This is a genomic window from Vibrio sp. 10N.247.311.12, assembly GCF_041467515.1.
Lineage (GTDB): Bacteria > Pseudomonadota > Gammaproteobacteria > Enterobacterales > Vibrionaceae > Vibrio > Vibrio crassostreae_C.
In genome coordinates, this window is record NZ_JBFSUV010000013.1 from 16,362 (window position 1) to 39,663 (window position 23,302).

The following is a 23,302-nucleotide window of genomic DNA, read 5'->3' on the forward strand; positions in this document are numbered from 1 at the left end:
ATTAAGGCCGCTGTGAATAGCGGCCTTAATTGCTTTTAGCATACAGCGAAAATTGCTTTTAGCTTACAGAGAGCTCGATTAGTGCTTAATCGTATACATTGCTGCAACATTGCGAGCAGTAAGTTCAATATTTTCAGCCGCTTCAGCCAAAGCTGTCGGCAAGTCTACTGAACGGTTCACTACCGCAAATACCGCGTCGATACCATGCTCATGAACCACACCACAATCACTGGCTAGACAGCCGGCAATACCGATGACAGGCAGTTTATGTTTTTTGGCTGTGCGAGCGACACCAATCGGTGTTTTGCCATGAATGGTTTGGCTATCAATGCGCCCCTCTCCTGTAATCACAAGATCAGCATCTGAGACTATTTCATCTAAATTGACGGCGTCCATTACGATGTTAATACCAGGGCGAAGCTCCGCATTTAACAGGCCAACAAGTGCCGCGCCTAGACCGCCTGCCGCGCCAGCACCAGGGAGATCAATGACATCGACGCCTAACTGGTTTTTCATGATACTGGCATAATGAGCAAGGTTAGCATCTAACAGCTCAACCATTTCTGGTGTTGCGCCTTTTTGCGGACCGAATACCTGTGATGCCCCTTTTGGTCCGCATAATGGATTATCGACATCACAAGCGACCTCTAAGCGTACGTTTTGTAGGCGTGGGTCGAGGTTGGTGAGATCAATGGTTGTCAGTTTTGACAGTTCACCACCACCAAACACCAGCTCGTGACCCTCTGCATCTAGCATACGAATGCCTAGCGCTTGAGCCATTCCTAAGCCACCATCATTGGTCGCACTACCACCAATGCCAATAATAATATGCTCAACACCTTTATCTAATACGGCTTTGATCAACTCACCCGTACCATAGGTAGTGGTTTTTAGTGGATTACGTTGTTCTGGAGAGACTAAATCTAGGCCGGAAGCGGCCGCCATTTCAATAATGGCAGTTTTACCGTCACCGAACATACCGTAGAAGCCTTCGACAATTTCACCTAATGGACCAATCACTGGATGTTGGATGATAGAGCCATTGGTCGCATCCACCAGAGATTGTACTGTGCCTTCACCACCATCAGCCATTGGTAATTTTACGTATTCGGCGTTTGGTATTAGCTGTTTAAAGCCATCTTCAATCGCTTGAGCAACGCCCATTGCTGATAGGCTTTCTTTATATGAGTCAGGAGCAATTACAATTTTCATTTTGATACCTTTAAACTTAAACAAACAGACCAAATACACCGAAGATCATTACTGAGACGAAGGCGATAACAAGACCGACCGCTGACTCATAAGGGATGAGTTTTAGACGTTCATGAATACTCATATGTACCGCACCACCCGTGGCATGGAAGAAGCTACCATGTGGCATATGGTCAAGTACTGTCGCACCAGAGTGGATCATTGCTGCGCCTGCGAGAGCTGGAACACCTAGCTCAAGAATGGTGCTGGCAAATACATTCGATGCCACTACTGTTCCGGCAGTTGTCGATGCGGTTGATAGTGCCATCAGTGCGCCAGAAAACGGAGCAAGTAAGTAAGAAGGCAGCCCAGACATCGTCAGCACTTCAATCAGATCAGCTTTTAGTCCTGAGTTAGCAATGATGCCTGCAATGGTTCCTGTGCCCAGTAGCATTACAGCAACCGGTGCCATACGTGACAAGCCTGAAACCGCAAAGCTATTGGCTTGTTTGAAGCGACCCATAGCCAGTGCACCCAGCAATCCACCCAAGGGTAATGCAATTAGAGGATCAACATTGATATCAGCGAGTGGTCGCAGCGCGAGTAGGGCAATAGCCACTAACGGTGCAACGATTGAAGAAGAAAAGCTTGGCAGTGAACTTTGATCCGCTTTGACCACTTCACTTTCCGCTACTTTTGAACCTTTATTGACGAGGCGCTTTGCCAAGAAGTAGGCGAAAAGCAGCCCAAATAGACCCGGAATCACGCCTGCAGCCATCACAGAGGTTAACGGAACATTGAACGCATCAGCCGCCGCAATGGCATTTGGGTTAGGCGACATGACATTACCTGCTTTACCGCCGCCCACCATCGCCAAAAGGATCGCGGTTTTAGAAAGGTCTGCGCGGCGAGCAATAGCCAGTGCAATAGGAGAAACCGTGATAACGGCCACATCAACGAAAACGCCAACAGCGGTTAAAATCATGGTCGCAATGGCAAGAGCAAGTAAGGCGCGAGTTTCGCCTACTTTTTTGATGATGGATTCTGCAATCGAGGTAGCCGCCCCTGATTCAATTAGTACGCCGGCCAACACACCAGCGGCGAGAATTCGCATCACTGAAGTGACGATCCCTTGGGCACCACCTATCATTAACTCAACGGTTTCGGTGAGAGAAACGCCGCCAACCACGCCGCCAACCAAAGCACCGATGATCATACCGTAGGTGGGTGGCACTTTTTTAAGAATGAGCGCGATAGCAACAATCAATGCTGAAAGTGCGCCAAGAGTTGAAACTTCAATCATGTTCTATTTCCCAGATAACGATGTGTCATTTTCGGCAAATATAAAGATATAGGGTTGGTAAGTCTTTGTCATTCTCTACAAATAAGTGCTCAAATCGGTCCTTTTAAATTGTGCAGTTGCACATTTTTTAGCTCGACCAGTGGAATGGATTTATTGCAATGTAGAGTTGAAATAGATCGTCTATATTGTTGATATTTAATGATGTTATTTGGTTTATCTTGTCTGTTCGATAGCGTAGCGTATTGCGATGGATATGTAGTTCGTTACAGGTGAGAGCTGAATCACAGTTCTGCTTTAAATATGTCTTCAAAGTTTTGATCAGTATCCCTTTACTGTCCTGTTGTTGAAGATGTAGGTAAGACTGCTCCAGTTGCTCACGAATCCATGGATCTTGTAACAGGCTACTCATAATGGCCGGCAGTCGATAGTCTTGATAGAAAAACATGTCTCCGGGGCGGTTACCGACACTGCGCATAGTGAGCTCAGCGGTATCATATGAGCGTGCTAAACCAGAAAGTCCGGTAAAGTAATCCCCAAGCGCAATCTTGATTTGAAACTTAGCTTCTTTCTTTATTCTTTTGAGTAGCAATTTCACGCGCTTGGCTTCTGCATCCTTGGACCAGCTGTTCCCTATCAGGGTTATAGGCTTGAGTACCACCACTTCGTTTTGTGAAACAGACAAGATACCGACTAAATTATCGCGCTCGGGATATTCAAGTAAATGTACTAATTGCTGTAAGTTTTCCAATGAAGGCGCAGTGTCTCCTATCGGTAACACCTTGACGATGGCGGCAATCCGCGGTTGTGCAAGGTCGAGATCCAGACGCTGTGCGATGGATTGCAGTTGCATGTCATTAAGCGTGCTACCTCGGATTAATTGCAATACCAATTCTTCACGATGCCTCTTATTCCATTCTACTTGAGACATAAGTACAGCTTGTTCAACAATAAGCTCAGCGGTCATCTTCACCAGCTCACCAAAATGATGAACTTGCTGCAGTGTCCCAGAAACCCCAATCACCCCAATGACATTATCCTGAAATAGAATCGGTAAATTAACTCCAGGCTTAACCCCTTTTAGGTGTTCGGCAGTGGCTTCGTCAATATTAACGACTCGTGATTCGGTGATGGCAAGTACCGCTCCTTCATGTTTTTGGTATAAGCGAGTAGGATCACTGGATCCAATAATGCGACCTTTATTATCCATCACATTAATCGAGTGTGGGATGATCTTCATGGTTCGTTCGACAATTTGTTTGGCAATCATTTCGTTCAACTGCATAGAGCCCTCCTCTTCATTGACTGTGTAGGTTGGATCGTAACGATAAATTCGTCAATACGCTCGTTTCTGACAAGACAATGGTATACTCAGAAATAGTATCGCTTGAGTATTAATGCAGTATAGGTTGAGTTATGGAGTTTGAATTTACTAGAAACACTCTAATGGGTGAATACTATGTGAAATGCAGCATGGGCCATGAGATTGTTGGCCGTTGGCTTCAAGAAGAGATCGGTAAAGATAAGCAAAAATTAGATCATGTGATGGCGTTGATTGAGCAATCTCGACAGGACTTGAGCAATGAAGTGACGTTGCTTGGCAAAGAGATTAGCCTTGCGATTAATGAAGACGAAGTAACGATTCAAGAAAACGTGTTAGCGCATGAGCAAGAGATGGAAGAGGGCAGTGAGTTCGACTTCTATAACTGTGAAAGCCAAGCAAGCTGTGGAATCGACGATTTCGAACTGCTCATCGAACGCTGGATGGATTTTTTAGGTTACTAGTCCTAAGACCTATTTGTTAGTCATTCAGAGCTTTGAAGGCTCCGTTGCCCAAAACTGGAGCAATAAGAGCATCGCGCATTAAGATAGTGAAAAGGCTGCACCATGTTGGTGCGGTCTTTTTCGTTATTACGACCTTATTATCTTCATCTTATTTAAAATCAAGCACTTAACTTTTTGGCACGCTACTTGGATTGTAATAAGAGAATTAACGGATTAAGTAAGAATTTAAGGAACGAATATGAAATTAATAAATGCCATTGTTAAGCCATTCAAATTAGACGATGTACGCGAAGCGCTCTCTGATGTGGGTATTGAAGGTATGACTGTTTCTGAAGTGAAAGGCTTTGGTCGTCAGAAGGGACATACTGAATTGTATCGTGGTGCAGAGTACCAAGTGGATTTCCTACCAAAGGTGAAGCTAGAGATTGCTACCCAAGCTGAGAATGTTGACCGAGTTGTTGAAGCGATTAGCCAAGCGGCACACACCGGAAAAATCGGCGACGGCAAAATTTTTGTGTATGACCTAAGCCAAGCCGTACGAATTCGTACTGGTGAAATGGATGCTGAAGCACTTTAAAGAATTACAAGGACTGGAGACTTTAATATGGAACTTACAACAACAGTAACGGAACTACGTTACGCACTAGACACTTTTTTCTTCCTCATTTCAGGTGCGTTGGTAATGTGGATGGCAGCAGGCTTCGCGATGTTAGAAGCTGGCCTAGTTCGTTCAAAGAACACCACAGAAATTTTAACTAAGAACATCTGTTTGTACGCAATTGCTTGTACTGCTTTCTTAGTGGTTGGTTACAACATCATGTATGTCGACAACGGTGAAGGCGGTTGGTTGCCATCATTTGGTACTCTAATTGGTACACAAGGTGAAGGCGCAGACCACTCTCTAGAATCAGACTTCTTCTTCCAGGTAGTATTCGTTGCAACAGCAATGTCTGTAGTATCTGGTGCGGTTGCTGAGCGTATGAAGCTTTGGTCATTCCTAATCTTCTCTGTAGTACTAACAGCGTTCATTTACCCTGTTGAAGGTTATTGGACTTGGGGCGGTGGTTTCCTATCAGAAGCGGGTTTCAGTGACTTCGCAGGTTCAGGTATCGTACACATGGCTGGTGCAGCAGCAGCGTTAGCTGGTGTTCTACTACTCGGTGCTCGTAAAGGTAAATACGGTAAGAACGGTGAAATCTACCCGATTCCTGGTTCAAACATGCCACTTGCAACGCTAGGTACATTTATCCTTTGGTTCGGTTGGTTCGGTTTCAACGGCGGTTCTCAACTGATGGTTTCGGATTTTGAGAACGCAACAGCAGTAGGTCAAATCTTCCTTAACACCAACGCAGCAGCAGCAGCAGGCGCAATTGCAGCACTACTAGTATGTAAAACAACTTGGGGTAAAGCAGACCTAACAATGATTCTTAACGGCGCGTTAGCTGGCCTAGTAGCAATCACTGCAGACCCTCTATCACCATCACCTCTATTTGCTGTAGCGATTGGTTCGGTATCTGGTGCATTGGTTGTATTCAGCATCATCGCTCTAGACAAAGTTAAGATTGATGATCCAGTAGGTGCTATCTCTGTACACGGTGTATGTGGTTTCTTCGGTCTAATGGCTGTGCCACTAAGCAACGCTGATGCAACGTTTGGTGCTCAGCTAATGGGTGCAGCAGTCATCTTTGCATGGGTATTCGGTGCTAGCCTAGCAGTATGGGCGGTGCTTAAAGCAACAATCGGTATCCGAGTAACGGAAGATGAAGAACTTGAAGGTATGGACATGCACGATTGTGGTGTCGGCGCTTACCCTGAGTTTGTATCAGTAAAATAATCAACAGTCGTCGCCTAATCTGAATGGGTTAGGTTGGACAAAGAAAGCCCCGCAACTCTTGTTGCGGGGCTTTGTTGTATTTACGGTTGCACAATATATAAACACGAACGTTGAAGTTAGGCTCATTGTTTAAGGGGAACGACAAGACACAAAGTTGAAATGGTTTGTTACAAAAGTGAGAGTTTGAATGGTCTGAGTAGACGGATTTTTTGTTGGTCGTCATTGTAATTATGTTAATGATGAATATAATAACGCAACTGATAGACATTATCATTTCGATATAAAGGATTTTACAATGAAGAAACTGCTAACACTTTCAGCTCTAGCGTGTGGTGTAATTGCCCCGACAGCAATGGCTGCGGAAGAAGTAAACGTATACTCTTACCGTCAACCTTTCCTTGTTGAGCCAATGTTCAAAGAGTTCACAAAAGAGACTGGTATTAAAGTAAACGTTAAGTTTGCTAAAAAAGGTTTAGCAGAGAAGTTAGCTCAAGAGGGTGAATACAGCCCAGCTGACGTTGTCTTAACTGTAGATATCAGCCGTCTATCTGAATTAACTAAACAAGGTCTAGTTCAATCTGTAGAGAGCGATGTACTTGAAAAGAACATCCCAGCTCAATACCAAGATACAGATAACGAGTGGTTCGCTCTAACAACTCGTACACGTAGCGTTTATTCTTCACGTGACCGTGTTGGTCGTCTAGGTGAAGAGTTCACTTACGAAGATCTAACTAAGCTTGAATTTAAAGGCAAAATCTGTACTCGTAGTGGTAAGCACCCATACAATGTTTCTCTAGTATCTTCGATGATTGCTCACAAAGGTGAAGCTGAAACGAAAGAATGGCTAGAAGGCGTAAAAGCAAACCTAGCACGTAAGCCTCAAGGTAACGACCGCGCGCAAGTTAAAGCGATTAAAGAAGGTCTATGTGATGTTGCTCTTGGTAACAGCTACTACCTAGGTAAGATGGTTAATGATAAAGAGCAAAAAGCTTGGGCTGACGCTGTTTACATTAACTTCCCTAACCAAGAGACAACGGGTACTCACGTGAATATCTCTGGTATGGCAATGGCTAAATACTCTCCAAACGAAGAGAATGCCGTTAAGCTAATGGAATTCCTATCGGGTAACACAGCACAAAGCATGTATGCAGAAGTGAACTATGAATACCCAGTGAAAGCTGATGTTAAACCTTCTGAGCTTGTTGCTTCATGGGGTGAATTCAAAGCAGATACAATTTCTCTAGACCAAATTGCTGACCACCACGCAGCAGCAATTAAACTATTAGACGAAGTTAAGTTCGATCTTTAATTTATTACTGTAGGCTTCGGCCCAAGTAAAATGACAACCTCAAGTCGCCATTTTCGGTCACTTGGGGTTGTTTGTTTTGGAAAATCACTTTTTGATACAAAGCTCGCCGTCGATCCCTTGAGTTATTAGCATCTCACCTTGAAGTCATTAGAGTATATGGGTATAAATAACCCCACCATTAAAAGGATATGAGATGTATTTGCAAATGCATTTGTGTTTCATTAAGCCTCGTTGTAGTTAGGCGATGAAAGAAAAGAATTATTTATGGAACACCAGTAGCGGCATTATTGCTGTATTACTGGTCTTACCGATCTTAGCGATTTTTACGACGGCTGTTGGAGAAACAGATGAGCTATTTTCTCATCTGATGTCCACAGTGATGCCTACCTATGCCTACAATACGGTGGTTTTAGTCATAGGAACCATGTTCCTGTCTTTAGTTTTTGGTATTCCGTCGGCTTGGGTTATGGCAATGTGCCGTGTTCCGGGAGAGCGTGTTTTGCAGTGGGCACTCGTCCTGCCATTAGCAATGCCAGGCTATATTGTTGGGTATATATTCACCGATTGGTTCGACTTTGCTGGGCCTGTTCAAGTTCTACTGCGAGATCTTACTGGGTGGGGACCCGGTGAGTATTGGTTCCCGGATATTAGAACCTTATCTGGTGCTATTATTGTTCTGTCTCTCGTTCTCTATCCTTATGTTTACTTGCTGTGCCGCGCCGCATTTATGGAGCAAAACGTCTCCTTACTGCAATCCGCTCGGTTGCTAAAATGCTCACCTTGGGAAAGCTTTCGTCGTATCTCGTTGCCACTTGTTCGCCCATCAATGGCGGTAGGTCTATCGCTTGTTGCGATGGAAACTATCGGTGATTTTGGTACCGTGAGTTACTTTGCAGTCAACACTTTAACGACAGCGGTTTACGATACCTGGTTAGGTTATTCAAGTTTAACGGCTGCTGCGAAAATATCGGCAATTATGCTAGTTATCGTGATCTTGCTGTTGAGTTCAGAGCGCTACAGTCGTCGTAAACAGAAACTGTTCCAGAATCAATTCAGCAGTCGTGAAGACTTTCGTTACGACCTATCCGGTTGGAAGAAGTGGTTGGCACTGTTTTGGTGCTGGGGATTAGTGTGCGTTGCGTTCTTATTCCCTCTGGGTCAGTTGATGATCTATGCCTACAAATACTTTGCACAAAGTTGGACGCCTGAATTCAGAGAGTATGCTGTTAACAGTCTTTATGTGTCAGTAATCGCGGCGATTATTGGCGTTATAATTGCGATGATTGTGAACTTTAATCAACGTGTCAGCCCGAGTAAGAAAAATCAGGCTTACATGCGTATTGCTTCGATGGGCTATGCTGTTCCAGGCACTGTGTTGGCGATTGGTGTGATGGTGCCTGTGTTGTTCATGGATCACTTAGTCAATGATATTGCCAAAGTGATGGAGTGGGGACGTCCGGGGCTGATTTTCTCTGGTTCCATGTTTGCGCTTATCTTTGCAATGGTGGTACGTTTTTCTGCAGTGGCGATTGGCAGTATTGAAAGTAGCTTGAGTAAAGTATCTCCTTCATTGGATATGGCTTCTAAAACCATGGGTTGCAATACCAACCAGATGTTACGTCGTGTTCATTTACCTTTGATTAAACGCGGCGCGCTGATCGCCGGTTTACTGGTGTTTATCGAATCAATGAAAGAGCTAAATGCGGCATTGCTGCTGCGTCCTTTCAACTTCGAAACATTAGCGACCTATGTTTATAACTATGCCTCAGATGAGCACCTCGAATTGGCGGCGATGCCTGCTGTATTACTGGTGTTAGTAGGTTTAATTCCTCTGATCATCGTAAACCGTTCTTTGGAGCAGAAACACTAATGAGTTGTGCATTATCAATTAAAGATCTGACTTGTAAGTATGAGTCGCAAACCATCTTGGAAGCGCTCTCGTTAGAAGTTGAGCATGGTGAAATTGTTTGTCTTCTTGGTGCAAGTGGTTGCGGGAAAACCACCTTACTTAAGGCGATTGCAGGCCTGCTTCCATTGAGTAGTGGCGTAATGAGTTTGAACTGTCAAACCATTGATGATGGCGAGAATTGGTTGCCACCAGAGCAGCGTAACATTGGTATGATTTTCCAAGATTACGCCCTGTTTCCGCACCTGACGGTAAACCAGAATGTCGGCTTTGGCTTGAAAGACCTTTCTGAGCAGCAAAAGAAAGACAAAGTTCAAGAGATGCTGGAGTTGGTTCACTTAGATGAGTACGGTGACCGCTACCCACACCAACTTTCAGGTGGTCAACAACAGCGTGTCGCTATTGCTCGTTCTTTGGCGTACAAGCCAGACTTGCTACTGTTAGATGAACCATTCTCAAACATCGATACTCAGGTTCGTCATGAGCTGATTTCTCAGATTCGCAAGATTTTTAAGAAGCAGGGTGTTACAGCTATCTTCGTAACTCACAGCCGTGAAGAAGCGTTCGCATTTGCAGATAAAATGGCAGTAATGAACCATGGTGTGATTGAGCAGTATGGTTCGGCATCTGAGTTGTATTTCCATCCTTCAAGTAAGTTTGTTGCAGACTTTTTGGGTGGCGGTAGCTACCTCAATGCACAGCGTATTTCGGAGCATGAATTTGAAACCAGTTTGGGTATGGTTGAAGCCAAACCGCAAACGGAGATTGAGTTCGGCAATACATGTGAGCTTCTGCTAAGGCCCCAGCATATCCAAGCAAGTTACGAGCAAGATAGTGCTATTTCGGTGCTAGAACAGCAATTTATGGGTGATCACTGTCGTTATGTAATCGAAGCGCATGGTCAGAAGTTATTAGCAACCTCGTCAGAAGCACTTGAAGTGGGTATGCCGGTCAACGTAAAAGTCGATACCAAAGGCGTATTGGCTTTTTAAAGAGATATAACGCGATACTAATCGTTACAAAAAAGCCCAGCACTTTAATCAAAGTACTGGGCAAGAGTTCTTCACTTATAGGCTTTAACAAGGCAGTGATTTGTTAAGTCCCATACAAAACTGCTGCACTCTATAAGCCTATAGAGAGAGGAAGTCTTTCACTTTTTGAAGAACACGTTCTGCGGTGTCTTTATCTTCCATTTCTGCGAAGATTCGTAGTAACGGCTCTGTTCCTGAGAAGCGAGCAATGACCCAGCCGCCATTCTTGAAGTACACCTTGGCACCATCTTCATAGCTTACTTTTTCAATTTCGTATTCAAATTCAGGCAGTTGCTTCTCGACGTAGATCTTAGTGTAAAGCGCTTCTTTCTCTGAAGGTTTAAACTTACAATCGCCTTCTGCGGTGTAGGCATAGCCATATTTAGAGTAAATCTCATCAAGTAATTCAGACAACTTCTTGCCTGTCACACTGATCATCTCAACCAGTAAGCTTGAAGCAAATACGCCATCCTTACCTTTGATGTGACCACGAATGGTTAAACCACCTGAACTTTCGCCACCAATCAGAGAGTCATCGGCCTCCATTTGTGAGCTGATATGCTTAAAGCCTACAGGAACCTCAAAGCTCTTCTCACCATGATCTGCCGCCACTTTATCCAGTAGGTGTGTGGTTGCGATGTTACGAACGACAGAGCCCTTCCAGCCTTTGTATTCCAGCAAGTAGTAGTAAAGTAGGAGTAGCACTTCGTTAGGGTGAATGAAGTGACCTTTCTCATCGATGATTCCCAAACGGTCAGCATCGCCATCAGTACCAATACCAATGTCATAGCCTTCTGCTGCAACTAAGTGCTTCAAGCGATACAGCGTTGCAGCATTTGGCGACGGCATTAAGCCACCAAAATCTGGGTTTTTGCCATCGTTGATGACGTCGACATCACAGCGACCGTTAATCAGCACGGTTTGCAGAGCATTTTTTGCAACGCCAAACATTGGGTCAATCAGTACACGTAGGTTAGCTTTCTTGATCGAATCGATATCGATGAAGTTGATGATTGAATCAACAAAGTCGTTCATCGGGTTGATGATCTCGATTTCTTTGTCGTTTAATGCTTGCTCGAAATCGACACGAATAATATCTTCGTTGGTCAGTGTTGCGATTTGCTGTTCGATCTTCTCTGTGATGATCTCATCAGCATCACGGCCACCTTCAATGAATACCTTGATGCCATTGTAATCGGCTGGGTTGTGAGAGGCGGTAATACACGCCGAGTAGGTGCATCCCATCTCTTTTGCTTGGAACATCACGATAGGTGTTGGAACAAACTTATCGATGAAGCTTACTTTGATGTTGTTCGCCGCAAGTACTTCTGCAAACCAACATGCGGCTTTATCGGAAAGGAAACGACGGTCATAGCCGATCACAAACCCATTCTTGGCTGCATCTTCGTTGTTGATGATGTTAGCGAGTGCTTGCGCTACCAAACGGACGTTTTCTCTAGTGAACTCCTCACCAATGAAAGCGCGCCAGCCACCTGTACCAAATTTAATCATTAGAAAATCCTTTTAGTCTCATTGTCTCAAGCCTGTAAAGACTTGAGACAAGAGCTGTTCGTTAAATTGCGTGACTAGCCTAGAACAACGACAACATCGTTCACGCTGCCTTCTGCTTGTACTGGGATAGCGCCTTCAACTGATTCACCATTGATAGTGATAGAGGCAACGCCTTTGCTTACTGCATTCGGGTTTTGCACTGTGATGTTGTAAGTTGCGCCACGCCATTGACGAGTAACCTCGAATTCTGGCCAATCAGTCGGGATACAAGGATCAACCGTTAAGCCTTCAAAGCCTGTACGAACACCAAGAATGAAGTTGGTTACCGCGAAGTAAGCCCAACCAGAGGTACCGGTTAACCAAGGGTGGTTTGCACGGCCGTGGTCTTGGTGATCTTTACCCATGATGAACTGCACGTACGAGTATGGTTCTGCGTAACGCGTTTCAATCATGTCGTTTTGGTTGTATGGGTTCAGTGCGTCATAGAATTTCATCGCACGGTCACCACGGCCTAGTTTCGCTTCTGCTACCCAGGCCCATGGGTTAGGGTGAGAGAAGATTGCGCCGTTCTCTTTTACGCCTTGGTAAACGCGAGTTACGAAACCGATATCATCGTTTGGTGTTGCAAATGAAGGAGAGTTTAGGTGTAGGCCGTATTCTGAGAAAAGGTTCTCATCAACAGCGTCCATCGCTTTCTCACCGCGTTCTTGAGATACAGCACCAGATAGAACGGCTAGCGTGTTTGACTCAAGGTGTACACGACCTTCAGCTTGTTGAGCGGTACCGATCTTGTCGCCATTTTTAGTTAGACCACGGATGTACCAGCCGCCTTCGTCATCCCAAAGGTGCGTTTCACACGCTTCGCGAACGTTAGCTGCCATTTCAGTGTATTTCGCAACATCAGCATCGTTATTACGGAACTTAGCAAGATCTAGGAATTCTTGTAGCGCCCAGAAGTGTAGGAATGAAACCATTGATGATTCACCGCCACCTAGGTTCAAACAGTCATTCCAGTCAGCACGAAGGCCTTTACAGATACCCGTTTGACCCACGTATTCAGCAGAGAAGTTCAGTGCCGCTTTCATGTGTTCATAAACTGTCGCCTCGCCACCGTCTGCGTATGGAATCACTTCATCGAAGAAGTCGTGCTCACCGGTTTCCATTACGTATTTGATAATGGTCGGAACGATCCATAGGTGGTCATCAGAACATGTGTCTTCAATGCCGTGGATCTTGTCGTCATCTGACGGTGTTGGAACAACTGTTGGTGATTTTGATGGCTCAACGTCGGCTTTCTCTGGATCGAACCAGTCAGGATCGAACAAGTGTAGACCGTAGCCCGCTTTCACTTGGCCGCGAAGCAGGTCGATAATACGTTTCTTGGTCATTTGTGGGTTGGCATGGGGTACTGAAATAGCATCTTGAGCCGTATCACGGTAACCAAGACCAGTACGACCGCCAACTTCGATGAATGATGCAAAGCGTGACCAAACCACACAGGTTTCCGCTTGGTATAGCGTCCACGTGTTGATCATTGTGTCTAAGCCTTCGTTTGGCGACTTAACTTGGAATTTGTTGCAACGCTCGTCCCAGTGATCTTTGATGCCTTGGAAAGCGGCGTCTACGTTTGCTGTGTCTTGGTACTTCTCACGTAGGCGTTCACCGTTGCCTTTACCGATACCGAGTACATACGCAAAGCGAACTTCTTCACCGGGTTGAATCGTAAATTGCTTGTGCAGAGAACCACAATGGTTGTAACAAGTTTGAGCGCTGTTAGAACACTTACCGTTTTCAACCGCAATTGGATTTGCTTCATCACGGTACATACCAAGGAAGTTGTCACGTTGGCCATCGTAGCTGTCTGGTGAGAAAGTTGAAGCTAGGTAGTAGAAGCCTTCAAAGTCGTTAGTGTTGTAGTACAGGTCGTATTCCAGAACACCTTCTTGGTAAGACGTGCCCGCAGAGTACAAAGACATCTGATGGTTTTGATTGTCTGATTGAATATGGCTGAAAGAGAACTCAACAAACGAGAAAGTGCTGATAGTACGTGGCTTGTCAGTGTTGTTCTTTAATACAACGTCCCAAACTTCTGCATCTTCACCCTTAGGTACGAATAGCGTCTTGGTTGCGGTAATGCCGCTGTATTCACATTTGAATTTTGAGTATGACAGGCCGTGACGAACTTCGTAGTTCGCTTCATCTAGGCTCTTTGCCACTGGTTGCCAAGAGATAGACCAGTAATCACCCGTCTCATCATCACGCAGGTAAACATAGTGTCCTGGGCGGTCAAAGGTGCCGTTTGGACGGAACTTAGTAACACGGTTGTATTCCGGAGAATTGTAGAACGAGTAACCGCCCGCATTGTGCGAAATCACGGTACAAAACTTTTCAGTACCTAGGTAGTTTGTCCAAGGTGCTGGTACATCAGGGCGAGTGATGACGTATTCGCGATTGTCGTTATCGAAATAGCCGTATTTCATTGTCATTTCCTTTTTAACAAACTGCATCTATGCAGCTAATTTTTAAATAGTGATGCTGAGTCGTATCTAACTGAGCACCTTAATTTGAGTCAGCAACCACTCGATATGAGTGTCGCTTTGGTTTGTTTTATTGAGCTTTCCAAGGGTTGCGATAATCAACATTGAGTTTGTCGAGTAATGGCAGATGCCCCTTTAGGCGAGATAGGTAATCTAGCCAGTTTCGGTTGTTTTTATGTGTCCAACATCCTTCAGCTAAAGCGCTAATTCTTGGGAATACCATGTAATCCATACGCTTTTGGTTGGTGACGATCTCACACCATAGAGCACACTGAATTCCGCGGATCCGCTTACGAATTGGGTCGGTGTCGGATATCTCAGCAAGTGCTTCGTAGGTATAAGCTTGTTCTAATGGGATAACGGCAGCCCAATCTACGCCCGGTTCTTCCGGTGCATAATCTTGGGTCATGTCGAGATAGGTAAACTGTGCAGGTTGCAACACCACATCAAAGCCTTGGCGAGCGCAATTGACAGCCGCTTCTTCACTGAGCCATGAGTAGATGATGGTCTCTTTACTCACTTTGTCGCCGTGCTGAGCTTCTTCCCAGCCCACCATGCGTTTGCCGAGTTGCTTAAGCTTATTCTCGGCATAGCGGAATAGGTGACCTTGCAAATCTTTGCTGTCTTGGTATTGATGTTCTTTCATCAGCGCTTGAGCTGCAGGGCTGTTAGTCCATACGCCCGGTGGTACTTCGTCTGCGCCCATGTGAATCAATTCGCTAGGGAATAGCTCTGCGACTTCTTCAATAACCGCATCTAAGAACTGGTAAGTGCCCGGTAAACCTGGATTTAACACATTGTCGTTGTAGTGCTGAATGCTCTTGTATTGAGTAGTGTCTGCTTGCTCTACCAACATATCAGGCAGTGATTTGATTGCTGCACGGCAGTGTCCCGGGATATCGATCTCAGGGATAACCGTGATGCTGCGTTGTTCTGCGTATTCAATCACTTCGCGAATCTGTTGCTGGGTGTAGAAGCCGCCGTAGTTTTCAGCAATATGGGTATATTGTGGCTCTAATGCATGGTCAGGACCTCGCCAAGCACCGATTTCAGTGAGTTGAGGTAGGCTCTTTATCTCAATTCTCCAACCTTCATCATCGGTTAGGTGCCAATGAAAAACGTTGAATTTGTAGTGCGCCAACTGGTTGATTAAACGTTTCACTTGCTCCACCGAGTGGAAGTGACGTGCACAGTCCAACATCATGCCGCGGTATTTGAAACGAGGTTGGTCGGCGATTTTGCAACATGGCACAGAGAAGCGTTCAGCATTTTGTTGTTGAACTAATTGGATTAAGCTAGCTACTGCATGAGTGAAGCCTGATTGACTGCCTGATTCTACGACCACTTGTTGAGTTGTGATTGTTAGCTTGTACTCGGCTTCATCTAAAGTTGGGTTGCTACGAAGTAGAATGTCTCCGCTCGCTTCTGGTGAGAGTTCTGTTGAAAGCGCGGTCGAAAGAGACAGCTCAAAGGTCGAGAGCAACTCTTGCTGGAACCAAGAGACTGCCTTATCAGCAAGATGAGATTGAACCTCAATTCTGCAGTCGTTATTTAGCGCGAAGTTACTTAGCGCGAAACTACCTTGCTGAAATTCGATCTGATTAGGCTGAGGAATCAATGCAATCTCAGCAGCGTTAACTTCAGGTATTTGATTGCGTTCACGGTATGGCGAAGCCAGTACTATGGGTGATATCGCGACAGGCAGTACCGATGTTTCTCTATCATTATGTGACTGGATAAAGGCATCGTTAAGGCCATCAGAATAGAAGCGGAATGGTGCGCTTTGAATACTGAATTCAAGGTAGTAATGGTTGTTGGCCTTTAACACTGACGAACTTGGTGTGAATGAGCAAAAGCTGCCAACTTGAGTCAGCTCTCCTTGCGATAAACTCTCTGGAAGGATGAAACGATCAAATGCAAAGTGCAGAGACCAATCTTTTACGTCGAGGTCACTTAAGTTATGTACCGTAAGGCCAAATCGGCAGTTATTTTTTTGTTCAGAAAGAACAGCTAAGTCGATGCGATAATTCATATAACTTCCCTGCTAAGCCTGTTGATACAAGTTGTGTTGTGGTTTTCCGGCAAACATCAATGCGCCTTCAATAGCGTCGAATTGAGGTTTTACGATCCATTGTTGTACTGGTGGTGATAGCCAGTTGAGAATACGCTCAGCAATACTTCCCATTAAGCACACCTTGTCAGCGCCTTTTCGATGCAGTGCTAAGACAAACATTTCGATATCAGCCGCGGTTTGCTTGAGCATATCGATAGCCAGTTCGTCACCTTCGTTAGCGAGTTGAAAAATAACTGGTGAGAATTGACCGTAATCCTTTGGAATAGCACCTTTTGACCATTCGACAATGGCATCCACATCATTATTAAAGTGATTCATTACATGTAGAGTCAGCGGGGTTTTGCTGCGAATACCGTCTTCTGCAAGCAAGACTTGTTGAATCAAACGTAAGCCCATCACAGCACCTCCGCCTTGATCTGAAATCGGAAATTCACGACCGCCAACCACATGTTGCTCGCCGTCTTTTAGGTAGATACCGCAAGAACCCGTACCACCGATCATGATTGCGCCGTCTTGGCCATTGTGAGCACCAATGCAAGCGCCATAAGCGTCGGTATTTAGTGTCATGCTTGCGAAAGGGTGTGGTTGAGCCATGAAGTCGAACCATGCTGATTTTTGCTCAGCGCCAGCCAGCGCTAGGCCAACATGCATATTTGAAAAATGGTCTGAGTTGAGTTGCCCTTGTTGTGCCGCTTTTGTGATGGCATCAATAATTGAGCTCATCGCAACATCAACACCCAAAAGGATGTTGCCACTGCCACTTTTCGCTTCACCAATCAGTTTGCCTTGAGCGTCACGAATACGAGCACGACAAGAAGTACCACCACCATCAATACCGACGTAGTAAAGAGTCATTATTATTGCTCCTTACGCTGAGCTAAGAAGTTGAACTGTGCAGCGGTTGCTAATAAGAACCACGCACCATGAGGGATCCATTGCTCACCCCAGCGCCAGTTTTGAAGCATGTCATCTTTTTGTGCTGGTGGATTGAACGCAATGTCTTGTTCATCTTCAAAACCAGCTGTGATGCCATTACAGATACCGCCTTTCGCATTGAAGAAGCCAAGCTGAGGTAGGTAGTCAGGGTTGTTATGGCCATGACCATCGAGCATGCACATGTGGTATGGGTTGAGGCCCAAGATCCAATCAAGGCTATTTTGTGAAAGCTGGATTAAGCGCTCTTGAAGTTCGCTATCTTTAATGTGCGGTTGAACTAGGTAAGCCATGGTTGCGAGTGAGCCAAGGCGTGCGTTCTCGCCTTGCCACCAGTAACCGGTTTCGTTCTGTTGAGCGACGAAGAAGGCATCACGTTTATCACCATCGACAGATTTAACGTATTGTCTTGGATAGCCAAATGGGTTGGTGACTTTGTCGGTGATGTTGATTTCGAACTGACAAGCTTGTTCAACAACTGTGCGCGCCTGTTCTTTTAATTCAGCATCGGTTTCATTGTCGATGTATTCACATAGTGCAATCACAGGAAGACCGGCTTCAGCTGCGTGAAAGTATGGACGAGAGCCATCAGAGTTTGCCGACCAGAAGTGCTCAAATGAATCATCGGATTGCTGACGAGAGATTAAACGAGTCGCCCAAGTTCTTGCTTCTGATAGGTATTGCTGGTCTTGTGTTACGCGATACAGCTCATTGGCTGCGAGTAGGGCGCAATACTCATCGATGATGTTCTCTTCACCATCGTTTAGATACTGGAGGTTGTACTCTTTTAGATGCCAGTAACCCTTAACCGCCATTTCAAGGTATGTGTGGCTCGAGTAGCTGCCAGAGATTTCAAGCTCAGAAGCTGCGGCTAATGCTGCGATAGCAACACCTGCACCTTGTCGGTAGCCCGCTTGTAAGTCCGTTGATTTATGACCTTCTTGAGTCGCATAAGCGCAGATATCGCGTTGGTTGATATCTTTGCTCCATTTGTCGAATACCGTCATATAGAAGTATCCGTCAGCGTCTTGCATACGCACTAAGAAGTCGGCACCGAACAGAGCCTCTTCCGTTAGACGAGTCATGGAGAATTTCGGGAAGTCTGGGTTATGGCTAGTCAAGCGTACGCTTTTTAGCATGTTCCAAACGACCATCGGAATTTGTTGTGGGTTTAGGTAGTTACCATAAGACAGGTGGCTAAAATATTTACTGACATCACCTGATGCGTCATACCATCCACCGTGGACATCGACGTATCGGTCGGTACCTAGAATTTGTGCTTGTCGATCTTTTTTGTCGAAAATACCGCCACAGCGTTGTGACTTAAAGTAATGAAGCACATCAGAAAACGTGTGGTTCATTAATAGGTTGCTACCAATCTCAAATACTTCAGAGCGCAGGTTGTCAAAGCGCAGGTAGTAGCGACCAGATTCAGTGACTGAACTGAAATCAATAGTGAAGAATTGCCCTTGATGCCAATTTGCTACGCGGCCTTGTTTAACCACATCAAAATTTCCGACAGTCATATGGTTGTCAGCACAGACGAGTAGAGCCGTAGTGCTTGATAGGCGAGCTTTCTTAGTTTGTAGGATAGCTTGCTTCGGGCCTGTGGACTCATAGCCAATATGGTTGGTCAATAACAGCATCAATATTCTCCGACAGTCCTAGTTTCTATTGGCTAGGTACTTGAATGTTTTGGATATAAATAGTTAGGGTCCGCAGACCCTAACTTGGGTTTTATTGCTTAGCTTTCGTGTAGGTAACAGCGCACAAAGTGGTTATCAGCGAGCTGCGTAACCCCTGGTAGCTGCTCTTTGCACTTATCCATTGCGTGAGTACATCGGCCTGCAAATGGGCAGCCTGCTGATACTGGTGTCCACAGAGGAATCTCACCTTTGTTGCCTGCAAGTTGCTCGTGGATCGACTTCTTAGGATCTGGAACGGCCGAAACAAGCAATTGGGTGTATGGGTGCTGAGGGTTAGCAATCACGTCATCGGTATCGCCCCATTCCACCATGTGTCCCACGTACATCACCGAAAGGTCTTCAGCGATGTAACGAGCGGTTGCGATATCGTGAGTGATGTAAAGCAGAGACATTTGCTTCTCGAACTTCATCTCTTCCATCAGGTTCAAAACACCGGCACGAATCGATACATCAAGCATTGAAGTTGGCTCATCGGCTAGTACAACTTCGGCACCTACCGCGATGTTGCGGGCTAGGTTGACACGTTGACGTTGGCCGCCAGACAGTTGGTGAGGGTATTTCTTCGCCGTCTCTTTTGGCGGAATGAGACCTACTTGCTCTAAAAGATCGTAAACGCGTTCTTCTAGCTCTTTCTTGTTGCCCGGAGATACTTTCTTGTGGATCAACAGTGGTCGAGCAATGTGGTGGAAGATATTGTGCGTTGGGTTCAATGAACCAAACGGGTCTTGCCATACCATCTGCACGCCTTCACGGTAGTGCATAAGATCTTTTCTGCTTGAGATCTCTTGGATATCACGACCTTTGTATTCGATCGTGCCGCCTGAAGGTGCGTACATTTTTGCGATCATTTTTGCGGTTGTTGATTTGCCTGAACCAGACTCACCAACCACTGCTAGGCCACGGCTTTTGTACATCTTGAATGACACGTCGTTAATCGCACGCATCATTGGGGTTTGAATGGTGGTACTGCTTATTGGGAAGTCTTTTACGACATTCTTGCCTTCTACCAATAATTGACCGAAATCTTTGCTCATAATTGTCTCCAGAATCCTTATTCGCTTTGCTTGTTTTTAGGCGGTCGAGCCGCCTTGTTCGTTATTCACGCTGAGTCAGCGTGCAAGCTATAGCTTCCTTTGTACTATTGGGTCACCGTACAGGTGGCAGTTAGACAAATGTCCCGGGTCGATAGAACGCAGCTTGGTTGGCACCTTGGTACACTTTTCATGTACACGGTCACAACGAGCTTGGAAACGACACCCTTCAGGGATCTCTAACAGGTTCAGAGGGTTACCCGGAATACCTGCTAACTTTGTCTTTGGCCCTGTCAGTGGAGGGAAAGAATTTCCCAGCCCTTTGGTGTAAGGGTGGTAAGGGTTTTCTAGAATATCTTGAGAGTTAGCCACTTCGATTAGCTCACCTGAGTACATGATGCCGATGCGGTCAGAGAACTCGACCATCAATGACAAGTCATGGGTGATGAACAGAATTGAGAAGCCAAATTCTTCTTTTAGTGCATAGATCTTTTGTAGGATTTCGCGTTGCACAACCACATCAAGTGCGGTTGTCGGCTCATCCATAATGATCAGCTTTGGATTCAGTGCTAACGCGATAGCAATAACCAAGCGCTGACGCATGCCGCCAGAGAATTGGTGAGGATAGTCACTCAATCGGCTCGGGTGAATATCGACGATTTCAAGTAGACCTTCAGCACGCTGCTTAGCTTGCTCGCGAGTCATGTTGGTGTGACGCATGATTACGTCACAGAACTGCTCTTCCATCGGTAGTACTGGGTTGAGTGCGTTCATCGCGCTCTGGAATACCATCGACATCTCACTCCAACGGAACGACTGCATACGGTCATCACTGTATTCAAGGATGTTCTCACCGTTGAAGATAACCTCACCACCACTGATGTAAGCGGGCGGCTTATGAAGACGCATAAGAGAGAAAGCGACCGTTGATTTACCACAGCCAGATTCACCAGCTAGGCCGAAGACTTCACCTGGAGCGATGTCGAAACTTACGTTGTTACACGCACGAACATCGCCAGACTCTGTGATGTAATCCACGCATAAGTTGCGGATAGAAATTAGTGGTTCAGACATGATTATTTATCTCCGCTCCAAAGTGCATTTTGTGGTGGTAGTTCTGGTTCACGTTCTTCTTTGTCTTGAGCTGCTAGTTTCTTCCAACGCTTCATGCCTTTGTGAGAACGCAGTTGCGGGTTAGCAATTTCATCGACCGCGAAGTTAAGTAGAGCAAGGCCAGTTACAAGTAGTGTCAGTGCGATACAAGGAGCCAGCAGTTCCCACCAAGCGCCAATCAGCATTGATGAAGAGGTTTGAACGTTGTAAAGCATGATGCCCCAGCTGATTGTGTTCGGGTCACCAAGACCTAGGAACGAGATGGTTGCTTCCATCATGATTGCGTACATCACCGAACCGATGAAGCTTGCGCCAACGATAGAGATAAGGTTTGGCAGAATCTCTACGAAGATGATGCGGAATGAAGATTCACCCAAAACTTCAGCGGCTTTTACAAACTCTTTTTCACGCAGTGCTAAGGTTTGGGAGCGAACAACACGGGCACCCCAAGCCCAAGACATAAAGCCGATAACCAAGGTTATGGTGAGTGGCCCTGCCTCACCGATAAAGGCTGCTACTACGAACAGTAATGGGTATTGAGGGATTACCAGCATGATGTTCATTGCGGCTGTTAGAACGTCATCGACACGGCCACCGAAGTAACCTGCAGAAACACCAATAACAGTTGCGAGTAAACATACGGTTAGACCCGCACCAAAACCTACAGCAAGAGATACGCGTGCGCCGTATACCACTTGAGACCAAACGTCACGACCCATACGAGTTGTACCTAGTACGTGGTCTGCCTTTTTAGACATGATCAATGTACGACGGTCGTCTGCTAGATTTTGAGCAACCCAGCCATCAGGGTTAGTTTGTGCAGACTTCACCACGAAACCAGGATATTCGTGTGGGTTACCTGTACGCTTGTCTGGTACATGTTTGGTGATTAATGGAGCTGCAATCGCGCCAAGAATAAAAATACTTAGGATGATGACGCCTGTTAGGGCCATCGGGTTACGCCAAATGAGTTTTAAAAAGTCTTTCATGATTATTTACCACCCTTACGAAGACGAGGGTCAAGAACAACGTAAAGCATGTCTGCAACTAGGTTAAAGAACAGCATGAATAGCGTCATGATAAGCAGCTGACCTTGCAGTACTTGGTAGTCACGAGCGTTAATTGCGTTGAAAAGTACGCTGCCAAGACCTGGGTAGTTAAAGATGATTTCGATAATTAACTGACCGCCGATTGCCATACCTAGCGACATTGACAGGGCTGTCACACTAGGTAGCATCGCGTTACGAGCTGCGTAGTTGAATACCACTCGGTTTTCGCTCAGGCCTTTGCCTTTCGCCATGGTGATGTAGTCTTCGGCTAATAGGTTGATCATGTTGTTACGCATGTTTACTAGGAAGCCACCAATTTGAACAACAGAAGCACAGAACAGTGGTAAGAAGGCGTGGTAAGCGACATCTTTAATGAATGCCCAGCTTGTCCAATCAGGTATAGTACCAGCGGTGTAGGCATACCCTGTTGGGAACCACTTCAAGCCAATTGCAAAGGTAAATAGTGCAATCATCGCGATAACAACTTGAGGAACGGCTTGTAGAATCAGCATCCCTGGCGTTACGAAGGCATCGTACTTACTGCCGCGTTTCCACGCTGCGAAAATACCTAGGATTGAACCAATCGAGAAAGAAAGAATAACTGCGGTGCCGGCTAAGAAAAGCGACCAACCGAATGCTCCACCCAACAGTGTGTTTACAGAAAGTGGGTAGAATTGAATTGATGTACCAAGTTCCCAGCTAAGAATGTTCTTCATGTACGCCACGTATTGAACTAAGTAGCCACCATCAACGAAGCCTAATAGTTCTTTCATTGCAGCAATACGCTCTGGAGTAACTTGTACAGAAGCGTTCGCAAACATCATGGTAACTGGGTCACCAGGCATTGCTCTTGGAATAATAAAGTTTAACGTCGCAGCAACTAATAGCGCGACAAAATAAAATGACAAACGTCTTAAAAAATAACCCATAACTCACACCTTACTCACCCAGATTGTTTCCCTGTTTCTGGATTCAGGTCGCTCCTAGCGAA

Annotated in this window: 18 protein-coding genes; 6 read left to right on the forward strand and 12 right to left on the reverse strand. The window is 45.6% G+C overall.

Translation table 11 applies throughout. The features are described from left to right. Positions 1 to 78: 78 nt before the first annotated feature. The 3 genes from AB6E30_RS07755 to AB6E30_RS07765 form a co-directional block, all read right to left on the reverse strand. A complete protein-coding gene (locus AB6E30_RS07755; protein ID WP_017059424.1) occupies positions 79 to 1,212 on the reverse strand; it encodes a glycerate kinase in 1,134 nt (377 codons plus the stop codon). A 16-nt stretch (positions 1,213 to 1,228) separates the two neighbouring features. Then, positions 1,229 to 2,494, reverse strand: a complete 1,266-nt coding sequence (locus AB6E30_RS07760; protein ID WP_017059423.1) for a GntP family permease — start codon at positions 2,492 to 2,494, stop codon at positions 1,229 to 1,231. A 127-nt stretch (positions 2,495 to 2,621) separates the two neighbouring features. After that, entirely contained in the window at positions 2,622 to 3,776 is a 1,155-nt protein-coding gene (locus AB6E30_RS07765) for a sugar diacid recognition domain-containing protein (protein WP_372103183.1), read from the reverse strand. Positions 3,777 to 3,907: 131 nt separating this feature from the next. Between AB6E30_RS07765 and AB6E30_RS07770 the strand changes: the two genes are divergently transcribed. From AB6E30_RS07770 to AB6E30_RS07795, 6 genes are all read left to right on the forward strand, one after another. Continuing rightward, a complete protein-coding gene (locus AB6E30_RS07770; RefSeq protein ID WP_019824378.1) occupies positions 3,908 to 4,276 on the forward strand; it encodes a YacL family protein in 369 nt (122 codons plus the stop codon). Between the two features lie 238 nt (positions 4,277 to 4,514). Then, positions 4,515 to 4,853 (forward strand): P-II family nitrogen regulator, encoded by a 339-nt coding sequence (gene glnK, locus AB6E30_RS07775; protein ID WP_004738200.1) that lies wholly within the window; start codon positions 4,515 to 4,517, stop codon positions 4,851 to 4,853. A 27-nt stretch (positions 4,854 to 4,880) separates the two neighbouring features. Further along, positions 4,881 to 6,110, forward strand: a complete 1,230-nt coding sequence (locus tag AB6E30_RS07780) for an ammonium transporter (RefSeq protein WP_372103185.1) — start codon at positions 4,881 to 4,883, stop codon at positions 6,108 to 6,110. 295 nt (positions 6,111 to 6,405) lie between these two features. Next, complete coding sequence (locus tag AB6E30_RS07785) at positions 6,406 to 7,419, forward strand: Fe(3+) ABC transporter substrate-binding protein (RefSeq protein ID WP_372103188.1); 1,014 nt, start codon at positions 6,406 to 6,408, stop codon at positions 7,417 to 7,419. 244 nt (positions 7,420 to 7,663) lie between these two features. Further along, positions 7,664 to 9,289: an ABC transporter permease gene (locus AB6E30_RS07790; protein ID WP_372103191.1), complete on the forward strand. Its 1,626-nt coding sequence runs from the start codon at positions 7,664 to 7,666 to the stop codon at positions 9,287 to 9,289. Then, the gene (locus tag AB6E30_RS07795; protein WP_017059417.1) at positions 9,289 to 10,317 is read left to right on the forward strand and encodes an ABC transporter ATP-binding protein; all 1,029 of its coding nucleotides are present in this window, start codon (positions 9,289 to 9,291) and stop codon (positions 10,315 to 10,317) included. The genes AB6E30_RS07790 and AB6E30_RS07795 overlap by 1 nt, the downstream gene beginning before the upstream one ends. A 138-nt stretch (positions 10,318 to 10,455) precedes the next feature. Here the strand turns inward: AB6E30_RS07795 and AB6E30_RS07800 are convergent, their stop codons facing one another. The 9 genes from AB6E30_RS07800 to AB6E30_RS07840 form a co-directional block, all read right to left on the reverse strand. Beyond that, the gene (locus tag AB6E30_RS07800; RefSeq protein ID WP_017059416.1) at positions 10,456 to 11,868 is read right to left on the reverse strand and encodes a phosphoglucomutase/phosphomannomutase family protein; all 1,413 of its coding nucleotides are present in this window, start codon (positions 11,866 to 11,868) and stop codon (positions 10,456 to 10,458) included. 74 nt (positions 11,869 to 11,942) lie between these two features. Then, a complete protein-coding gene (locus AB6E30_RS07805) occupies positions 11,943 to 14,348 on the reverse strand; it encodes a GH36-type glycosyl hydrolase domain-containing protein (protein ID WP_017066806.1) in 2,406 nt (801 codons plus the stop codon). Between the two features lie 127 nt (positions 14,349 to 14,475). After that, complete coding sequence (locus AB6E30_RS07810) at positions 14,476 to 16,437, reverse strand: beta-N-acetylhexosaminidase (RefSeq protein ID WP_372103194.1); 1,962 nt, start codon at positions 16,435 to 16,437, stop codon at positions 14,476 to 14,478. 12 nt (positions 16,438 to 16,449) lie between these two features. Next, positions 16,450 to 17,334, reverse strand: coding sequence for a BadF/BadG/BcrA/BcrD ATPase family protein (locus AB6E30_RS07815; protein ID WP_372103196.1), 885 nt, complete (start codon positions 17,332 to 17,334; stop codon positions 16,450 to 16,452). Positions 17,335 to 17,336: 2 nt separating this feature from the next. Beyond that, on the reverse strand, positions 17,337 to 19,058 hold the full coding sequence (locus AB6E30_RS07820; protein WP_136973784.1) for a glycoside hydrolase family 9 protein: 1,722 nt from the start codon (positions 19,056 to 19,058) through the stop codon (positions 17,337 to 17,339). 98 nt (positions 19,059 to 19,156) lie between these two features. After that, on the reverse strand, positions 19,157 to 20,152 hold the full coding sequence (locus AB6E30_RS07825) for an ABC transporter ATP-binding protein (protein WP_017059411.1): 996 nt from the start codon (positions 20,150 to 20,152) through the stop codon (positions 19,157 to 19,159). Between the two features lie 87 nt (positions 20,153 to 20,239). Continuing rightward, complete coding sequence (locus tag AB6E30_RS07830) at positions 20,240 to 21,223, reverse strand: ABC transporter ATP-binding protein (RefSeq protein ID WP_017059410.1); 984 nt, start codon at positions 21,221 to 21,223, stop codon at positions 20,240 to 20,242. A 2-nt stretch (positions 21,224 to 21,225) separates the two neighbouring features. Beyond that, a complete protein-coding gene (locus tag AB6E30_RS07835; RefSeq protein ID WP_017056648.1) occupies positions 21,226 to 22,251 on the reverse strand; it encodes an ABC transporter permease in 1,026 nt (341 codons plus the stop codon). A 2-nt stretch (positions 22,252 to 22,253) separates the two neighbouring features. Next, positions 22,254 to 23,240, reverse strand: a complete 987-nt coding sequence (locus tag AB6E30_RS07840; RefSeq protein ID WP_017059409.1) for an ABC transporter permease — start codon at positions 23,238 to 23,240, stop codon at positions 22,254 to 22,256. Positions 23,241 to 23,302 lie beyond the last annotated feature (62 nt).

Coding starts and splice junctions, on each gene's coding strand:
- AB6E30_RS07755 (WP_017059424.1), bottom strand. CDS start 1,212: ATGAAAATTGTAATTGCTCCTGACTCATATAAAGAAAGCCTATCAGCA.
- AB6E30_RS07760 (WP_017059423.1), bottom strand. CDS start 2,494: ATGATTGAAGTTTCAACTCTTGGCGCACTTTCAGCATTGATTGTTGCT.
- AB6E30_RS07765 (WP_372103183.1), bottom strand. CDS start 3,776: ATGCAGTTGAACGAAATGATTGCCAAACAAATTGTCGAACGAACCATG.
- AB6E30_RS07770 (WP_019824378.1), top strand. CDS start 3,908: ATGGAGTTTGAATTTACTAGAAACACTCTAATGGGTGAATACTATGTG.
- glnK (WP_004738200.1), top strand. CDS start 4,515: ATGAAATTAATAAATGCCATTGTTAAGCCATTCAAATTAGACGATGTA.
- AB6E30_RS07780 (WP_372103185.1), top strand. CDS start 4,881: ATGGAACTTACAACAACAGTAACGGAACTACGTTACGCACTAGACACT.
- AB6E30_RS07785 (WP_372103188.1), top strand. CDS start 6,406: ATGAAGAAACTGCTAACACTTTCAGCTCTAGCGTGTGGTGTAATTGCC.
- AB6E30_RS07790 (WP_372103191.1), top strand. CDS start 7,664: ATGAAAGAAAAGAATTATTTATGGAACACCAGTAGCGGCATTATTGCT.
- AB6E30_RS07795 (WP_017059417.1), top strand. CDS start 9,289: ATGAGTTGTGCATTATCAATTAAAGATCTGACTTGTAAGTATGAGTCG.
- AB6E30_RS07800 (WP_017059416.1), bottom strand. CDS start 11,868: ATGATTAAATTTGGTACAGGTGGCTGGCGCGCTTTCATTGGTGAGGAG.
- AB6E30_RS07805 (WP_017066806.1), bottom strand. CDS start 14,348: ATGAAATACGGCTATTTCGATAACGACAATCGCGAATACGTCATCACT.
- AB6E30_RS07810 (WP_372103194.1), bottom strand. CDS start 16,437: ATGAATTATCGCATCGACTTAGCTGTTCTTTCTGAACAAAAAAATAAC.
- AB6E30_RS07815 (WP_372103196.1), bottom strand. CDS start 17,334: ATGACTCTTTACTACGTCGGTATTGATGGTGGTGGTACTTCTTGTCGT.
- AB6E30_RS07820 (WP_136973784.1), bottom strand. CDS start 19,058: ATGCTGTTATTGACCAACCATATTGGCTATGAGTCCACAGGCCCGAAG.
- AB6E30_RS07825 (WP_017059411.1), bottom strand. CDS start 20,152: ATGAGCAAAGATTTCGGTCAATTATTGGTAGAAGGCAAGAATGTCGTA.
- AB6E30_RS07830 (WP_017059410.1), bottom strand. CDS start 21,223: ATGTCTGAACCACTAATTTCTATCCGCAACTTATGCGTGGATTACATC.
- AB6E30_RS07835 (WP_017056648.1), bottom strand. CDS start 22,251: ATGAAAGACTTTTTAAAACTCATTTGGCGTAACCCGATGGCCCTAACA.
- AB6E30_RS07840 (WP_017059409.1), bottom strand. CDS start 23,240: ATGGGTTATTTTTTAAGACGTTTGTCATTTTATTTTGTCGCGCTATTA.